At 39.2% G+C, this 16,077-nt stretch carries 16 protein-coding genes, 1 tRNA gene and 1 pseudogene; 11 read left to right on the forward strand and 7 right to left on the reverse strand.

Features of this window, described 5'->3' with window-relative positions; translation table 11 throughout:
• Positions 1-332: 332 nt before the first annotated feature.
• Positions 333-497 carry a hypothetical protein gene (locus AB4153_RS19500; protein ID WP_229369991.1) on the reverse strand — a complete coding sequence of 55 codons (165 nt, stop codon included), beginning with the start codon at positions 495-497 and terminating at the stop codon, positions 333-335.
• A 290-nt stretch (positions 498-787) separates the two neighbouring features.
• Entirely contained in the window at positions 788-1,663 is an 876-nt protein-coding gene (locus tag AB4153_RS19505; protein ID WP_371998437.1) for a polysaccharide lyase family 7 protein, read from the reverse strand.
• A 220-nt stretch (positions 1,664-1,883) separates the two neighbouring features.
• On the opposite strand from AB4153_RS19505, the pseudogene AB4153_RS19510 reads away from it, so the two are divergent.
• A pseudogene (locus AB4153_RS19510) lies at positions 1,884-2,247 on the forward strand (zinc-binding dehydrogenase); the annotation flags it as partial.
• A gap of 109 nt (positions 2,248-2,356) precedes the next feature.
• Here the strand turns inward: AB4153_RS19510 and AB4153_RS19515 are convergent.
• Together AB4153_RS19515 and yqfB are read right to left on the reverse strand one after the other, a co-directional pair.
• Complete coding sequence (locus AB4153_RS19515; RefSeq protein WP_371998438.1) at positions 2,357-3,253, reverse strand: SGNH/GDSL hydrolase family protein; 897 nt, start codon at positions 3,251-3,253, stop codon at positions 2,357-2,359.
• Between the two features lie 98 nt (positions 3,254-3,351).
• Positions 3,352-3,669, reverse strand: coding sequence for a N(4)-acetylcytidine aminohydrolase (gene yqfB, locus AB4153_RS19520; RefSeq protein WP_102527116.1), 318 nt, complete (start codon positions 3,667-3,669; stop codon positions 3,352-3,354).
• A gap of 195 nt (positions 3,670-3,864) precedes the next feature.
• Between yqfB and AB4153_RS19525 the strand changes: the two genes are divergently transcribed.
• From AB4153_RS19525 to AB4153_RS19535, 3 genes are all read left to right on the forward strand, one after another.
• Entirely contained in the window at positions 3,865-5,235 is a 1,371-nt protein-coding gene (locus AB4153_RS19525; RefSeq protein ID WP_371998439.1) for a leucine-rich repeat-containing protein kinase family protein, read from the forward strand.
• Between the two features lie 155 nt (positions 5,236-5,390).
• A complete protein-coding gene (locus AB4153_RS19530; RefSeq protein ID WP_229369983.1) occupies positions 5,391-5,978 on the forward strand; it encodes a uracil-DNA glycosylase family protein in 588 nt (195 codons plus the stop codon).
• A 204-nt stretch (positions 5,979-6,182) separates the two neighbouring features.
• Positions 6,183-6,268: transfer RNA gene (locus tag AB4153_RS19535), tRNA-Leu, on the forward strand.
• A 253-nt stretch (positions 6,269-6,521) separates the two neighbouring features.
• Here the strand turns inward: AB4153_RS19535 and AB4153_RS19540 are convergent.
• Positions 6,522-7,127: a short chain dehydrogenase gene (locus AB4153_RS19540; RefSeq protein WP_153915988.1), complete on the reverse strand. Its 606-nt coding sequence runs from the start codon at positions 7,125-7,127 to the stop codon at positions 6,522-6,524.
• A gap of 147 nt (positions 7,128-7,274) precedes the next feature.
• On the opposite strand from AB4153_RS19540, the gene AB4153_RS19545 reads away from it, so the two are divergent.
• The 3 genes from AB4153_RS19545 to AB4153_RS19555 all read left to right on the forward strand — a co-directional run bounded on the left by AB4153_RS19545 (position 7,275) and on the right by AB4153_RS19555 (position 9,430).
• Positions 7,275-8,159, forward strand: a complete 885-nt coding sequence (locus AB4153_RS19545) for a LysR family transcriptional regulator (protein WP_371998440.1) — start codon at positions 7,275-7,277, stop codon at positions 8,157-8,159.
• 291 nt (positions 8,160-8,450) lie between these two features.
• The gene (locus AB4153_RS19550) at positions 8,451-8,918 is read left to right on the forward strand and encodes a hypothetical protein (RefSeq protein WP_371998441.1); all 468 of its coding nucleotides are present in this window, start codon (positions 8,451-8,453) and stop codon (positions 8,916-8,918) included.
• 74 nt (positions 8,919-8,992) lie between these two features.
• Entirely contained in the window at positions 8,993-9,430 is a 438-nt protein-coding gene (locus AB4153_RS19555) for a hypothetical protein (protein WP_371998442.1), read from the forward strand.
• Between the two features lie 386 nt (positions 9,431-9,816).
• On the opposite strand, the gene AB4153_RS19560 is transcribed toward AB4153_RS19555, so the two are convergent.
• On the reverse strand, positions 9,817-11,751 hold the full coding sequence (locus tag AB4153_RS19560) for a radical SAM protein (RefSeq protein WP_371998443.1): 1,935 nt from the start codon (positions 11,749-11,751) through the stop codon (positions 9,817-9,819).
• A 428-nt stretch (positions 11,752-12,179) separates the two neighbouring features.
• Between AB4153_RS19560 and AB4153_RS19565 the strand changes: the two genes are divergently transcribed.
• Entirely contained in the window at positions 12,180-12,563 is a 384-nt protein-coding gene (locus AB4153_RS19565; RefSeq protein WP_303517432.1) for a hypothetical protein, read from the forward strand.
• A 145-nt stretch (positions 12,564-12,708) separates the two neighbouring features.
• Here the strand turns inward: AB4153_RS19565 and AB4153_RS19570 are convergent, their stop codons facing one another.
• Positions 12,709-12,984, reverse strand: a complete 276-nt coding sequence (locus AB4153_RS19570; protein WP_368501625.1) for an HU family DNA-binding protein — start codon at positions 12,982-12,984, stop codon at positions 12,709-12,711.
• Between the two features lie 235 nt (positions 12,985-13,219).
• Between AB4153_RS19570 and AB4153_RS19575 the strand changes: the two genes are divergently transcribed.
• From AB4153_RS19575 to rplY, 3 genes are all read left to right on the forward strand, one after another.
• A complete protein-coding gene (locus AB4153_RS19575) occupies positions 13,220-14,653 on the forward strand; it encodes a murein L,D-transpeptidase (RefSeq protein ID WP_371998444.1) in 1,434 nt (477 codons plus the stop codon).
• A gap of 151 nt (positions 14,654-14,804) precedes the next feature.
• Positions 14,805-15,353 carry a DUF882 domain-containing protein gene (locus AB4153_RS19580; protein ID WP_102527109.1) on the forward strand — a complete coding sequence of 183 codons (549 nt, stop codon included), beginning with the start codon at positions 14,805-14,807 and terminating at the stop codon, positions 15,351-15,353.
• 312 nt (positions 15,354-15,665) lie between these two features.
• On the forward strand, positions 15,666-15,953 hold the full coding sequence (rplY, locus tag AB4153_RS19585) for a 50S ribosomal protein L25 (protein ID WP_102527108.1): 288 nt from the start codon (positions 15,666-15,668) through the stop codon (positions 15,951-15,953).
• The last annotated feature ends 124 nt before the right edge of the window (positions 15,954-16,077 follow it).

Below are 16,077 nucleotides of genomic sequence, written 5' to 3' on the forward strand. Positions count from 1 at the left end.
AGTCTGGCCTCGGGTACCATATTCTTGTTACAAGAAACTTACATACGTAAGTATGGTGCATAAAAGCCTCAACGAAAGTTGGGGCTTTTTTGTGTCCAAAATTTGAGTATTTGAAGAAAGAAAAAATCCCTCGTCGTTTTAAAATCGGGCGTGCCAGTTCAAGTCTGACCTCGTGTACCATATTCTTCCATGAAGAGCTGAAATATGATTTAGTATTATGCGAAAAAGCCTCAACACTCTTAATGTTAACTGGTTTTTTTTGTATCTGAAATTTGAGTATTTGAAGAAAGAAAAAATCCCTCGTCGTTTTAAAATCGAGCGCGCTAATTTATTTACTGCTTTCCTGCCATGTAAAATAAGAATGCTGTGAACCCCAAAAACAGACACAATCCGATGATGACCATAACGGTTAGGGTTTTCGATTGCTGCATCGATTTAGGCAGTTCTTTTGAAGATGTTAGATTTAGATAAAATAATAGGTCTGCGATTAAATCCATTGAGTTAACTCCCTTTCAACAGCTTAAAATTCCATTTATACAAATACAATAATGATGAGCGGGCAGTCGAGTAAAGGTTTTGTTAATCAATATTAATTTAGGCATTTGTAAAAGTGGTTTGAAAATTTCTACCCAAAAGGGCTGAAGCATTTGTGATTTATGGCGAGGGTTATGCTGTAAGTATCAATGGTAGGACGATGAGTTCATTTATATAAAATGAGAATTAGCTGGTGGGTGTTTTTGCCAGCTAACTCTGATTGATTAACGTTCAGTTTTACAAGACTCTACAATTATTTTTGCTCGATCTTATAATCTAGCTGATAGAAATGAGCCTCACTTTTACCGTTCTCAAATTGGTTATAAACGCCCGCTTTGAAGTAATTAAGCATTTCTTTCCAGTAAGTGATGTCATGTGTGACTTGATTTTCACCGTCTCTGTTAATCACTAATTTTGAATCACCGACAATAATATCGAACTTGGTTGGGGCGTTAGGATCGTAAGCGCCTAAATCAAAGCGAACGTAAGCATTTTTACAGGCTGAAGATTCACGGTTACCGCTATCTTTACTGCAATTTACATTATTGTTTTTAATGATGGCCCAATAATGATCTTTAACCCCTTTGCGATCAGCTTCATATACTAAACGTAATAGTGGGTGGGGGATGTACCCAACGCCGTGCTTACCGTCATCAAATGTGCCTTTATTGTGTACTTGTAAAAAGGTCATAGCATCATTTTTAGATGGGCTGTCTTTTACTGAATCACGTGGGTTAATCGGCATCAATTCAGCTGAAAGATGATAGAAAGTGTTTGGACTATCAGATTTGAAGTTTTCAATAACGCGAAGTTCATTACGTAATTTATAACCTTCCATGTTCATCACGAGTGCACTAGAACCTTTATCAACATAGAAGTGTTCGTTAACGATACCGCTAAAATTACTGTCTCTAGCAAGTTCATACTTGCTACCAGGTTTTGAGTTAGGCGTTGAAATTTGCAATTTTGATGCTGACAGAATGTTTGAGAATTGTGCGTAATCTGCTGGTGGGGTTCGTTCGCCTGTAGCGTCAGGATATGGATTAATCGATGGTTCAGTGGTCGATGCACATGCCGTCAAAAAGCCTGACACAAGGATCGTTAAAGGAATTACTGATAATTTTTTCATGGTAACTACATTCCTACTTCTTATTATCTGTGAGAGTTTTAGTAAATGGTGTCGGCATTTCATTTATAAGCACCTGTGCACTTATATGAATAATACCTGTGATTATCGTTATTGCTTATGGACAATATAACGCTAAATATTACATTTGACGTATAATAATACAAATGAAGTTTGACTCAAATCACAACTTATTTACCCATCCAACAAAGTATTGCCAATAGATGCGAACTTAGTTGGAACCTTGGGGGGAAATAGCGTTAATGTGGTGATTGATTTAGTTGCTGGTAAGCAATGGCCGCAGTTAATTGATGTGTTAAAAGCCTGGTGGCCGCTACGCAGTTTCAGGTGCCATTGGCGGCGCACTAGTTGAACTTGATGTAAGAACCCTTTATTTAAAGGATTTGAGCTTCTTTGGATGCACGGTTTTAGAGCCTGAAGTATTTTCGAACTTAGTTGCAACGATTGAGTCTGGAAAAATAAAACCAATTGTGGCTGACACATTTTCCTTAGCTGACATTGCCACTGCCCAACAAGTGTTTCAGGAAAAGCATCATGTAGGCAAGATTGTACTCACTGTTGTTTAGAATAACTGTTCTCTAGAATAACATCCGCTTAGAATAACATCCGCCTAGAATAACTCTTGTTTAGAGTAACCCTTGTGTAGAGTAATTGGTTAGATAAAAACAGGCCGCTTTATCGGTCGCTAGTTTTATTCTGAACGGTATTCGCTGAGGTGTGATTAGCTTTAGCTTGTGTATTCAACTGAATTAACCTAGCAGCCATTTTCCCCCAGTGTTGATAGATTTCTGCACTGGGGTGAAATCCATCTTCTGCCATGGTTTCGTTAGACAATGATTCCCGCATATCTAATTGCTCACATGGGAGTGAGCTATGGTCAATCCACTGGGTTAAAGCATGATTAAACTCATTGGATCTACTACCAAGAAACCACCTAAAAGGCTGGGGTAAAGCGGGGAAGGCTGACATAGGTGGAACACTGGTGATAATAATTTGGCTGCAGCCTAATGATGTATAAAGCAGCTCACATAATTGCTGCTGTTGGCTAATCCAAGTTTTGGCTGAAATAGGGCTTAAAACGTCGTTCACACCTAAAGAAATAATCACAGTATCGGCACTAATTTGATGAGCTTGACTTAATATATGGTTGAGTTTGTTTAAGCAATTCTTAGTGCTGTATCCGCTTTTAGCAATTAACCGCCATTTGAGTTTGTGATAGCTAGCTTGCGTTGCCGGCCCTGTTTGTTGATCCGTAATCGTGGTTTGTTGACTCGTTAACGCGGTAAGGGCTTGAACTGTTTGGCCTGTTAGGGCTTGTTGCTGAGTTTCAACCCCAACCCCGGCGGCCGCAGAATCACCAATAACCAATATCGATAATGTATTGGGCTCTGAACTGGAAACGACTTCAGTATCTATGCTTAATTGTGAATCATCAGCATTATTTAGCCGGACAATACCTTCACGTAACCCTTTAGGTTCAGGCAGTTTTAGTGTGGTTTTTTTTACCCAAATAGCCTGGAGTAAGTAAATTGGCCATAAAAAAATTAAGCTTAAATAATGCAATGTCGGCAATCCTTTCCGTTAAATTACTTTTCTTTTAATTACTGATAGTTATATCCTAATTGAACCGTAGTTTCATCAGCAAATAAAAACGAAACTCAATGTTAAGATCAGTTTAGCAACTGGAACTTGATTTCAAATAACTCTTCGACGCCTGGGTAAACTTCTTGAATCAATGATTTCAGAAACTCCAATGACATGTTTTCTTGTTCAGCATGGTCTTCAGTTAAGTGATGAAACGCGACTTTAGTGACTGATAAGACCTTGATATTGCAGAACCAACGCTCATCTTCAAAGGTTGAAACTGACAAGGTTTCACCCACTTTGAAATGAGACTCTGATTCATCTCGTAAAGTAATTGTTTTAGCGCCAGATAAAATATCGTCTTCAAAGCGGCTGAAAAAGCTTATAGGGGTTAATTCACTCATTGATGGCCTTTGGTGTTCGTTTGATCTTCATAATAATATTTTGCGCTAAGATTGGCTTAAATGACAGTATGACGTTGATTTTGTTTACGCCGACAGGTCAGTTTTTGGTTTGCGTTAATATGTTGTCTTAACTTGTGCTTGGCGATGACTTATCATGTGCGAAATTTACATCAAATAACTATTCAGGAAGGTCATTTGCACACACTGGCACAGCTAACATCAGGCGAATTAAACGATACACAACTCAAAAGAATACAAATAGCTGAACAATTAACCGAGTTTCCTTTAGAAGTGTTGGCTTTTGCAGATACCCTTGAAGTGCTCGACCTTTCTAACAACCGCTTAAGTTGTTTACCAGATGAGTTTGCACAATTGTCTGAATTGAAGATTTTATTTCTTTCGTTTAACTGTTTTACTGAAGTGCCTGCAATCATTGCCCAGTGCCCAAAACTTGAGATGATTGGCTTTAAAGCTAACCAGATCAATACAGTTGCCGAAAACTGTTTGCCGATTGATACACGTTGGCTAATTTTAACTGATAATAAGATTTCTCAGTTACCTAGCTCAATTGGTGATTTACATCGCTTAAAGAAATGTGCCTTAGCTGGGAATAAAATTAACGCTTTACCTGCCACAATGGCTAATTGTAAAGAGCTAGAATTATTACGAATTTCAGCCAACAATTTAAGCGTAATTCCTGATTGGCTGTTATCGCTACCTAATTTAGCGTGGCTAGCTTTTAGTGGCAACCCAGTTACCGATAGTCATGTGTCTCATGATACGTTCCCATATGCCCAAATGACTGAACTGCAACTAGGTGAACAGCTTGGGCAAGGGGCGTCAGGTGTTATCTATCAAGCTAATTGGCAACAAACGACACAACAGCAGGTTATAGAAAACAAAAAGAGTATTGATAAAGAGTATTCAAGCGTCGCAGTTAAAATGTTCAGAGGGGATGTGACGTCAGATGGCTACCCAAAAGACGAGTTACATTGCTGTTTGAGTGCGGGGCATCACCCGAATTTGATTAAAGTACTAGCGCAAATCTCAGAGCCAGATCATTTGGGTCTCGTCATGGAGCTTATACCGGCATATTTCTATAATCTAGGCTTACCACCTTCTTTAGTGACTTGTACTAGAGATACTTTTTCAGATGGTATGGACATATCGCTCGAACACATTGTAAAAGTGATGCGGAGCATGGCTGCAGCATTGTCTCATTTACATCAAAATAAAGTCAGTCATGGGGATATATATGCCCATAACACTATGATTGATATAGAAGGAAATATGCTATTTGGTGACTTTGGCGCAGCAACTGACTTGTCGTTGCTCAGTTCTAGGCAAGCAAATATGATGCAAAGTATTGAAGTCAGAGCCTTTGGTAATATGCTAGATGACTTGTTAGGCCAACAAATTGAGCTTGGTAAATCATCGGCGTCAGATTGCTTTAAAGCACTCTCTGTATTGTCTCAGCAATGCTTGGAACACAATAGCGTATTAAGACCAAGATTTGACCAAATATATCAGCAGTTAAAGGCACTAGAAGAGAGTCTGAGTCAGTAAGCTTAAGCATAGTACTTAGCAAATAGTTCTCTGTAAAAATACTGTCTGAAAGTACTGCGCACATAGAACCCTGTAAAGAAGCAATGTGGAAATAGTACTGAGCCAATAGCACTGAACCAATAGCACTGAGCAATATACTGGGACAAGGAGAGCGAATGAGCCAAGCGGAATTGAACGTCTTAATTGCCAAGGTAAAACAATGCCAGTTATGCCAGTCTTCGCTTACCCATGGTGTTAATCCTGTTGTACAGTTGCACGCTAATGCTAAGTTGCTGATAGCTGGTCAAGCTCCTGGTCTTGCGGTCCATCAGTCAGGTGTGCCATTTGATGACGCCAGTGGTGAGCGCCTAAGACTGTGGCTTGGGATAGATAAAACGGTTTTTTACGATCCTGAACAAGTGGCCATTCTTCCCATGGGGTTTTGCTACCCAGGAAAAGGTAAAAGTGGAGATTTGCCGCCATTAAAAATTTGTGCCGCAACTTGGCGTGAACGCCTGCTTGCCGAACTTAAGCAAGTACAGCTTACGATAGTGATTGGAAAGTATGCGCAAGACTATCATTTAGGTACAGCTACACAATCATTAACGCAAACGGTTAGAAACTGGGCTGATTATCCTCGGTCATTGATACCATTACCGCATCCGAGTCCGAGAAATAATATTTGGTTAGCAAAAAATCCATGGTTTTCAGAGCAATTACTCCCTGAACTTAAATGCCGAGTTAACGACGCCTTAAAGGATTAGTTATAAAGACTTGGCGTTAAATGGTGCTTTAATGCCGTGTTTTCGTGCTATTTGATTGTAAAATGGGCATTCAAACAATAAGTTTCATTTTTTTATTGATCCTATCTGAAAAATCAGTAAAGTATGCACCACATCAGCGGCGGCAACCGATTGCTTCGTTGAATATCAAATTTTGTAACGCGTTACGACGAGTTACCAGAGTTTGCCCGAGTGGTGGAATCGGTAGACACAAGGGATTTAAAATCCCTCGCTTAATAGGCGTGCCAGTTCAAGTCTGGCCTCGGGTACCATCATAAAACAGCCTCGACATTAGTCGGGGCTTTTTTATATCTGAAATTTGAGTAATTGAAGAAAGAAAAAATCCCTCGTCGTTTTAAAATCGGGCGTGCCAGTTCAAATCTGGCCTCGGATATCATTTTTCTTTTATTAAAAGAATAAGCCTCGATATTAGTCGGGGCTTATTTATGTTCAAAAATTGCAAGGGTACATCTTTATAACTGCACGTTAGAAGCCATTTGTCGTTTTAGACAGACTTCATGGTGACTAGGCGTCTACGATGATAACTTCACCATTGATGAAACCATCTACTGAGCGCTCAAAAGCTTTACCGACTAATCTTCCAGGTACGGGCTCAAACCCTGGCATCATTTCACCGTACACTTCCCACGCCTCAGCTAACACGGTTGGGTTTACCACATTAATGCGGGTATTTCTTGGCATCTCATGGGCAACACATTTTACGAAAGTGTCTATGGCGCCGCTGGTGGTCGCATCTGCAATGGCAAACGGAATTGGCTTCATGTTTAATATGCCACTGATAAGCGTAAATGAGCCGCCATCAGCAATATATTTCTGACCAATTCGGACTAAGTTAATCTGTCCCATCATTTTGCTCATTATGGTTGTTAACCATTGAGACTCAGTCATTGCCTCAAAGGTTTCATATTCACAAAACCCGACAGTATTCACTACAGCATCAAAGTGGCCTACTTTTTCGTAAAGTGACTCAATTGATTGTTCATCTGTGATGTCGACAATATGATCAACATCGCCCGAACGACCAGCGGTAATAACCTTGTGATTGCCAAGCCCTGTTAGTGCAGCCTGTCCCATTTTACCTAGTGCGCCGATTAAAATAACTGTTTTCATATTTGATCCTTAACCTGTGTTTGTTTCGATGGATGTATCTTAGGTAGGAATCAAAACAAGCGGAAACAAATGTTATTTGTAGGTGTTACAATTTTTTATTGTGAAGTGATAGACTGCTACCATTATCAAGCTTTGAAGGTGGTTAGCATGAGTAAATTAGACCGTTTAGATATGAAACAACTTAGAGTGTTTCAGGCATTAATTCGTGAAGAGAACGCTTCTAAAGCTGCTAATCAGCTGGGGTTAACTCAGCAAGCTGTAAGCGAGCATTTGAAAAAGCTACGAGACGTGTTTGATGACAGGTTATTTGTGAGAAAGACCAATGGCTTTGTGCCAACTCCATTTGCGGAAGAACTCGCTATAGGCGTAGATAGACTGCTTATAGATTTTAACTCGTTATTGTCAGCTAAAGATTTTTCACCAGAGAAGGCCAAAGGCACTTTCGTTATTGCTGCGACAGATTATGCTCAACAAATTATCTTACCTAGTTTGATTGCCAAAATAAGACAACAAGCTCCAAATTTAAAGCTGATCATTCGAGATTTCGAATTAGATAAACTACATGAGTTGATGGAAAGCGGCAAAGTTAACTTAGCAGTGGCATTCCCTGACTATATTCCTGAGAGCTACAAGGTCGTTAAATTATTTGAAGAGCATCATGTTTGCGTGACATCGACCCATTCATCGATAGCCCAATTAACGCCAACATTAGCTGAAGTGGCTGAATTTCCAACCATTATCGCATCTCCATCAAGGCCTAATTTTAAAGGTTCAATTGATGAATGGTTCTCAATTTTTGGCTTAAAACGCAATGTAGTGGTGTCATCTCCGTGTTTTTCCATTGTGCCAATGTATCTTAATACAACAGACTCAATCGCGTTTTTACCGTCTAGAGCTATCAAAGGGTTAGATGTTGTCACTATTGAACTTGAAGAGTCACCAAATAGCTTTGATGTGATTGCAGCGTGGCATCCCAGATACAATGAAGACACTTTACAAAAATGGATCGTTTCATTATTAAATATTGAATAGGAAATTAAATCACCATTTAATAATACTTTAGATTGGTTGCATTTTTTTGTGAATGCGTTAGTTATATTTTGAAGCGTAAAAAGATAGATTTTTCAAATATTTTGAACATTTCCAATAAATTATATTGCATTAAATGAGGTAGATTACCTTGATAAATTGGATGTACTCAAAATGTTAAATCGGTGTACCCCATATTTTGTTGTCGCATCATAAAATTACATTATAAATGATAATTGTTTAATATTGTGCCGCTTGTTATGGTTTTGAAATGTTTAATAACAGGAAAACATTGTGAGTAAAGGAATACATTTACGACGTTTTAAAGCATCAGAACTAATATTTGACGATGAACAGACAGTTACTATTTTGAAATTCATATTCAGTAAGAAGCATGATCTAGTGGGCCGATTGGTCATTACTGATGAAATCAGAGGTTTTGCGCAAGCCTTATTACTTGAAGCTGTAGATGCTTCGTATGCACTTGGGTTTGTTGATGCATTATTCGGAACACTTATGAAACCCCAGAGTGGCGTAAAGAAAGTATTGGTAACATTTGGTCGTAAGGCACTTAAACATTGGTTTAAGCACGCGACGACTAAGGATTTAATGCAAATTAAAGTGTATGACGTTGTTATTAAACAATTAGCTGCCAGTTTTAGCTCTGTTCTTGAGATGCACGAGCTAGGTATTGCAAAAAATGAAGTGAGGTACTTTGGTTTATTAGCTCTTAAATTTGAAAGCAAGATAGTGTGGGGGTGAAGATGAGGTCCAAGCTGTTAATATTCTTTCTCGCTACTCTTCTGCTTTACCTTACTGGGGCTGGTTATACTTTGATGACGAGGAATATCGAAGATTTAGCTGCTTGCGGTGCAGATGAGGGAGGGTTATATATCCCCGGTAATCTATGCAATTTTGTTTTATTGAATCTGAGATTGTCAGATTTAGACATAAAGGACTTTGAGTCAAGAGGCGGTATTGCTTCTCTTTATAGTATTCATGAGGATGTTAAATATATTTATTTAGATGCTTTTATCAAGGCCGGTACATCTGTGAATAATGAAAGTGTTATGAGTGGTTTACCACCATTACATGCAGCTATTTTGGCAAACGATAACCAATTAGTCACTTTCCTACTGGCGAGAGAGGCAAGTTTAACTCAGTTAAACAGTCAATTTGGTATGAACGCACGAGATTTTACTTATCATTTAGCTGAAATAAAACCCAATGTTGATCGTAGTGATGTGTTGAATACGCTAAGTGTACCTAAGTAAGTTTTTTATTTTTTAGAAGGTTATTTGAGTTGGAGGAGAATGTAATTTAAAAGTAATCTATTGAACTATAGGGCCCTTAATTTCCCTCTGTTTAAACTACCGAAATTGAAATTATCAGCCTCAATTTTTAACTAACTTTCAAAAAAAGGCCACTATTCATTGAATAGAAGGTAGGCTTGATTTGCGCTAGGTCGAAGGATGTTTTCAGAATGCTCTTGTTTTTGATTGAGCTATATATACTAGATATTTATTCATATCGGAAGCACTCAACTCTAATTTATTGAGTGCTGTTTACAGTTTATTTTTTGAGAAACCAACAAAGTACAGTTACGTGTACTTAAAATTACAATTTGATAATTTTAATGGAAATGGCTCAACAGTGTTGGCTACTCTTCATTACTGGCAATGAAATTATTGATAGCAGTTAGTATTAGGTCTTTATTCATTTGTGTCGGTTTAACTGGCTGATCAAACCAAAAACTCATCGGCTGTTCAAAACCAATGCCGTGCATATAGTTATAAATGGCTTTGCGAAGGCCTTCACCAAGCATTGGGTGGTCGGTACCCGTTGGATCGGTAAAGTCGACATCGTTTTCAGCGAAAAGAATGTCAGGACGTTCAGCAAGAGTAATACCGAACTGTTCAGGGTTCATGCCTATAGGACTATGTACTGTGGCAACAAAGCGATGCCAGTAAGCTGATTGGAAACAGCCTTGAGCCATCATCTGGCGTACCATTTCAAGGGAATCAATGGTTTCTTGCTCGGTTTGCGTTGGAAAACCATACATCAAGTAAGCATGTACCAAAATACCTGCATCACTAAAGGCTTTAGTCACATGAGCCACACGCTCAACGCTCACGCCTTTTTTCATCAGTTTTAATAAGCGATCGGATGCAACCTCAAGGCCACCGCTGACAGCGATACAACCAGAGTCTGCAAGTAATTGACAGCGCGCTTGGCTGAAGGTTCTTTCAAAACGAATATTACCCCACCAACTAATCACTACATTACGTTCAATCAATCGCTTGGCCAATGAGAACAACACTTTTGGTGGCAGGGCTTCATCAACAAAGTGAAAACCAGTTTCCCCCGTTTCTTGGATGAGTTGCTCAATTCTGTCAACGAGAACGTCAGCGCCTGCGGCGTCGTAACGGTCGATATAATCTAAGCTGACATCGCAGAAGCTGCATTTACGCCAGTAACAACCGTGAGCGATAGTGAGTTTATTCCAGCGGCCATCACTCCAAATGCGATGCATAGGGTTAAGCATTTCACACAAAGATAAGTACTCGCCTAATGGCAAACCATCGTATATTGGCGCGCCAACATCAGTTTGCGGTATATCGTGCAGCTCTTTGTTTTCATTAAAGTGAACGTAGGGAGCACCATTTTCATCTTCAGCAAGGAAATAAGTACGCACTAAGTCGTCAATCTCTCGTTCCCCTTGGAAGTATTCCAATAAGGTGATTAACGGTCGCTCGCCATCATCAAGACAGATAAAGTCGATGAATTCAAATACTCGAGGATCTTTTAGCGCGCGAAGTTCTGTGTTGATAAAGCCGCCGCCAATGATGATAGGAATACTTGGGTTAATACTTTTACAGGTTTGCGCAATACGTAATGCGCCGAGCATATTGCCGGGGAAAGGCACTGTCAGCGCGACAACGCTAGGCTGAGTTTCTTCTAAGTACTGCTCGACTAATTGTTCTAATATATCTGAGCTGAAGCTCGATTCACCCATCAAAGTATCGTAGAGGTTATCGAAACTTGGGTTAGCTGCGGCTAATTGCTCACCATAACGGCTGACTTCAAAATAAGGATCTACCCCTTGAGTAATGACGTTTGATAAGTCATTGATAAATAGCGTGGCTAAATACTTCGCTTTATCTTGTACCCCTAGGTTACCAAAAGCGGCTTGTAATACATCACCAGACACGGCTTCCATCTGTGCAATCGTATCAAAAGCTGGTCCTTCAGGTAAAAATCGACGTGAATTAATCCGCATAGCAAGGCTTGGATCTTTACCCTGTAAAAAGCGAATCGCAGGTTCAACAGCTAAGTGGTAGCGGTCAAATTCAGCGAGGAAATTAAAAATAACTTCAGGCAGTTCATCGTCTTCAAAGTGCTGGTAGTTTTCTTCTACATGCTGGCGGATGATATCAAGGGCTGGAGCTGTCATCATCTCTAAAAAAAGTTCAATCGCAGGATCTCTCTGCACCGCCTCATAGCCACGTGAGCGTAAAAAACCAGTTAAATACGCGGTTGCCGGGTAGGGCGTATTTAGCTGAGTCATCGGTGGAGTCATTAGAAGAACGGTCATATCTTGCCTTTAATTTAGTCAAACTTTCATGCTTTGAGGGGCGTTTAGCGTAGTCACTCAAAGTGTAGCAACAATGCGGCTGCCAAAATAATGGGGGATTCTAACAAATGAGCTAAAGAAAAACCCGTAAATTACCCAGATATGAATTTAAGGCTGATTTAGACGTAACTCATAGACGTTACTCAGTGGTTTTATCATTTTTATTAACATAGGCAGATAAATACTGATAATAACGTTACGCGTAGAGATAAATACGCACTGAGGAAGTCTAGTAACTCATCATTTTGATGTACATCAAAAATAATTTACATGAGTATTATCAGCGACTCAGGTTATGCATTGTTGATACGGTATAACCGTGCATCGACTTTAAGCTGATATTCTTAGTAAGCGTTAACGTTAACTAACATGGATTGTAAGGAGTTAATTTGACCTCGATTGATTATATGAAATGGATAATGATTGTTGCTGGTGGGCTGACTTGCTCAATGATCTTTGCAGTATTTGCTCCCCAAGAAGCGCTTATCAGTATGTTTGGAGAATCGCTTACAGAACCTTTAGCTCAGGTTGTTGTTAGAAGTTGGGGCTTTCTTATTTTTATGATCGGAGCCTTGCTCATTTATGGCGCATTTCGACCCATATATCGAAATTTAGCGTTGGTGCTTGCTAGCACAAGTAAAGTCGCATTTATTTCTCTAATCGTTATGTTTGGCGCTCAATATATTGAAAAATCTTTATTAACTATCACGTTGGATTCTATTTTTGTGATTGTATTCTTGGGCTATTTAGCCAAGGTTAAGCGCACAGCCTAATATAGCCATTCATTTTACAAGTGCATGTCACAAGTTTTTGTTTTGGGTATTAAAGCCGTTTTTAGAATACAAAAAAGCCTTTGGTTGATTTTCTCAGCCAAAGGCTTTTTGTTTAAACAAGTCGTGCAGCGCTAGAAATATTAAATTAGCTGTTGATGTGTTTTTTAAATGCAGGAGCAGGTTTAAAGCTAGGTTGATTGAAGCCAGGAATTTCTATGCTCTCACCTGTTTTTGGATTACGGCCATTTTTTGCTAAATGGTAACGAAGTTCAAAGGTGCCAAATTGTGGTAAATACACTTTCTCACCTTCTGTTAAGGCTTTATGAAGCTGTAATAGGATCTGCTCTAATTGTGGTTTAGTTAGAGATTGTGAAATACCCATGTCAGATGCCATGGTTTGTACAAGTTGTTTCTTATTCATAAAACTACTGCGATAAATAGATAAAATATTTTTGCGGGGCATGTTTATATCAGTTCTGCTAAAGCATTCCTAGTTTCTTAAGGGCAATTATATGTTTAGTGGCTCCTTGTTTATGTAGTTGCGCTAAATTCATCCACCTTTCGTAGTAACTTGTAACGACTTAACACTGTCTGTAACACAAGGTTGATAATTTTTTGCCATACTGAATATATTCGTTTGAAAGAGGAGGGGCTGAATGAAAGTATTGCGTTGTTGGCGTTTAGGTTTCGCCATGTTGTTTATGATGTCACTTCTGTTGAGTTTGCCTGCTAAAGCCTCTTCTGAAAATCAAGCTACCTATAAAACACTCGCCCAACATGTGATGTTAATTTCGTTAGTTGAACCTACCGCTGACAGACAGCAGTATTTGGCTATTTTAAAAGGTCATAGTGAGGCCGAGAAATTTGAGTATATTGATGCTATTCAAGCTGACATTGCTGAATTCTGGCATCAGCGTGGGGTTGCTCTTTCTTATGATAAATTAGCGAATAATGCCTCGTTAAAACGTAAAACCTTTGCTTTGGAACCCAATGCTGAAGACTATTTAAGTGTGCTTAATCATATCCGACGATTGATGTGGCTTAATACTAAGCACGAATGGGCCAGCATCCAACCCGGAGGGTTATTGCGCCCAGGTGACAGCCATAAAACGATTAGCGCTATTTCCCAGCGACTTTGGCTTTTGGGCGATTTGTCTTCTCGCTCAGAAACACAATATATTTTCGATAATACTATTGCCCTAGCTGTCGCAAAGTTTCAGTCGCGTCACGGTCTAAAGCCTGATTCTGTTATTGGCCCACAAACCTTGCACTGGTTGAATCAAACACCAATGCAACGAGCTGAATTACTTGCCGCTAATTTTGTCGATAAAACCAGTTATAAAAGCGACTTAGGCGAGCAATACCTATTAGTCAACATTCCTGCATTTGAAATGATACTTGTTAGTGACAGTCAAGTTGCCTTAACTTCAAGAGTCATAGTGGGGCGTTCGTATCGAAGAACCCCAGTAATGAAAGGGCAGATATCGAACATTGTCATTAACCCGACTTGGACAGTACCAAAAAAACTCATGCGCCGTGACATCTTGCCTAAGGTCGCCGAAGACGGCAGTTATATCAGCGATAGGCAGTTTGATGTATTTGATGTCACTGGTACTAAGGTGAATAAAACCCCACAAGAATGGCAAGAAGTTGTAAGGACTGAACCATTTCCTTATCGTTTAGTGCAGCGACCTGGGGAGATTAATGCTTTAGGTCGCTATAAGTTTCATTTCAAGAATGATTTGAATATCTATTTGCATGATACGCCCGATAAAAATTTATTCGCAGAAGATGATAGAGCGCTTTCATCTGGTTGTGTCAGGATTGAAAAAATCCAAGAGCTTGCGGAGTGGTTTGCAAGCAACGTCGTTATCGATAAACGAACTTGGCAGCGCATGCAAACAGATGCCAGCAAAACCCAGTGGTTTTCTTTATCTCAAACAGTTCCGATTCATTTTGTTTATTGGAATGCTTGGGTAGATGACGATAACCTCGCTCAGTACCGTAATGATATTTATCATTTGAACAACACCAAACAAACAATAGTGGCGAATAATTCAACATCTAGACTTCAAAGTGCCTCTCGATAAGTGATTGACCTGATTATAACTTACTAACATGTACATAAATTAAGCTGATTTTGTCGACTTGATCGCTTGCTATTGCCTTCCTTTCCGTTTAACTTCCCTTTCAGTTGTGTAAAAAACACACAGGTTTATATTATTAGAAAGTGGTGAGTTAATGTCTTTAGTTTGTCCTGCCCGTCGGCAAGTATTGTTAGGTTTAAGTGGTGTTGCAGTCGCATCAATGTTTTCAACCCCAGCTCAAGCAAGTCGTTCAACCCAAGGTTTTAGGGAGTTGAGTTTTTATAATCGTCACACTGGCGAGCGCGAACAAGGACAGTTCTGGGCTGAAGGCGAATACAACCAGGAGACTTTATCTTTATTTAGTAAAGTACTTCGTGATCATCGACAAAACCAATCAGCTCCTATGGATAAACGTCTTTATGAGTTTGTTTATAATTTACAACAAGCCATTGGCAACACTGATGAAGTGCATGTTATCTCAGGCTATCGTTCTCCGGTGACTAACAATATGTTAGCTTCGAAAAGTAACGGAGTGGCTAAAAAAAGCTATCATATGAAAGGCATGGCGATGGATCTTGCCATCCCTGGAGTAGAGCTTAAAACATTACGTGATGCTGCACGCTCTTTAGAACTCGGCGGTGTAGGTTATTATCCACGTTCTGGTTTTATCCATGTGGATTGTGGCCCGGTCAGAAGTTGGTAAAATTTCATTTCTGTCATTAATAATCAAAGTATTGGTTCAAGTATTAAGTAAAGTACCTATTAGTCATGCAACTATGCGTTTTTTAGGCTTAGTGAACAGAGCGAATGGTATGAAATCAATGCTAATAACTTGTTGAGCTTAATGAGCTGTGTTAGAATCCGCGCGCTTTGGTTTAATTAGCTTTAGTTTAATCAATCGATTTGGTTCAAATACCAACTTTTGTGTAACCAGCATATGTATTAAACAAGCACGAGTTGTTATTGGTCGAAAATAACAACATCAATTTATTTATTTTTATTAAGTGAGAAACACATGTCTTACACTATCCAAGCTGAAATCCGTACTGAAATCGGGAAAGGTTCGAGCCGCCGCCTACGTCATGCGAATTTAGTTCCTGCTGTAATCTACGGTCCAGGTAAAGAGCCTATCTCAATCAAAATGGCTCAAAAAGATATCGTTAACATTCAATTGAATGACGATTTCTACAACACAGATTTAACTCTAGTTATCGATGGTAAAGAAGTTAAAGTACGTGTTCAAGCTATGCAACGCCACGCGTTCAAAACTTTAGTTGAACATATTGACTTCAAATTTGCTTAATCGTTAATTTGAATGAAAAAAGCGCCTAACGGCGCTTTTTTTATGTCTGAATTTTACTGAGAAAATTAAAGGTAAAGGGATTAAAGTATTAAAGTTCTAATTATGAGAATAGAGAATAGAGAAT

The organism is Shewanella sp. 10N.286.52.E4 (assembly GCF_041468785.1).
GTDB lineage: Bacteria > Pseudomonadota > Gammaproteobacteria > Enterobacterales > Shewanellaceae > Shewanella > Shewanella electrodiphila.

Excerpts from the sequence above, each read along its gene's own strand:
- AB4153_RS19555 (WP_371998442.1), top strand. The coding sequence starts at position 8,993 with ATGACGAGGAATATCGAAGATTTAGCTGCTTGCGGTGCAGATGAGGGA.
- AB4153_RS19530 (WP_229369983.1), top strand. The coding sequence starts at position 5,391 with ATGAGCCAAGCGGAATTGAACGTCTTAATTGCCAAGGTAAAACAATGC.
- AB4153_RS19575 (WP_371998444.1), top strand. The coding sequence starts at position 13,220 with ATGAAAGTATTGCGTTGTTGGCGTTTAGGTTTCGCCATGTTGTTTATG.
- AB4153_RS19540 (WP_153915988.1), bottom strand. The coding sequence starts at position 7,127 with ATGAAAACAGTTATTTTAATCGGCGCACTAGGTAAAATGGGACAGGCT.
- AB4153_RS19570 (WP_368501625.1), bottom strand. The coding sequence starts at position 12,984 with ATGAATAAGAAACAACTTGTACAAACCATGGCATCTGACATGGGTATT.
- AB4153_RS19560 (WP_371998443.1), bottom strand. The coding sequence starts at position 11,751 with ATGACCGTTCTTCTAATGACTCCACCGATGACTCAGCTAAATACGCCC.
- AB4153_RS19500 (WP_229369991.1), bottom strand. The coding sequence starts at position 497 with ATGGATTTAATCGCAGACCTATTATTTTATCTAAATCTAACATCTTCA.
- AB4153_RS19580 (WP_102527109.1), top strand. The coding sequence starts at position 14,805 with ATGTCTTTAGTTTGTCCTGCCCGTCGGCAAGTATTGTTAGGTTTAAGT.
- yqfB (WP_102527116.1), bottom strand. The coding sequence starts at position 3,669 with ATGAGTGAATTAACCCCTATAAGCTTTTTCAGCCGCTTTGAAGACGAT.
- AB4153_RS19505 (WP_371998437.1), bottom strand. The coding sequence starts at position 1,663 with ATGAAAAAATTATCAGTAATTCCTTTAACGATCCTTGTGTCAGGCTTT.
- AB4153_RS19545 (WP_371998440.1), top strand. The coding sequence starts at position 7,275 with ATGAGTAAATTAGACCGTTTAGATATGAAACAACTTAGAGTGTTTCAG.
- rplY (WP_102527108.1), top strand. The coding sequence starts at position 15,666 with ATGTCTTACACTATCCAAGCTGAAATCCGTACTGAAATCGGGAAAGGT.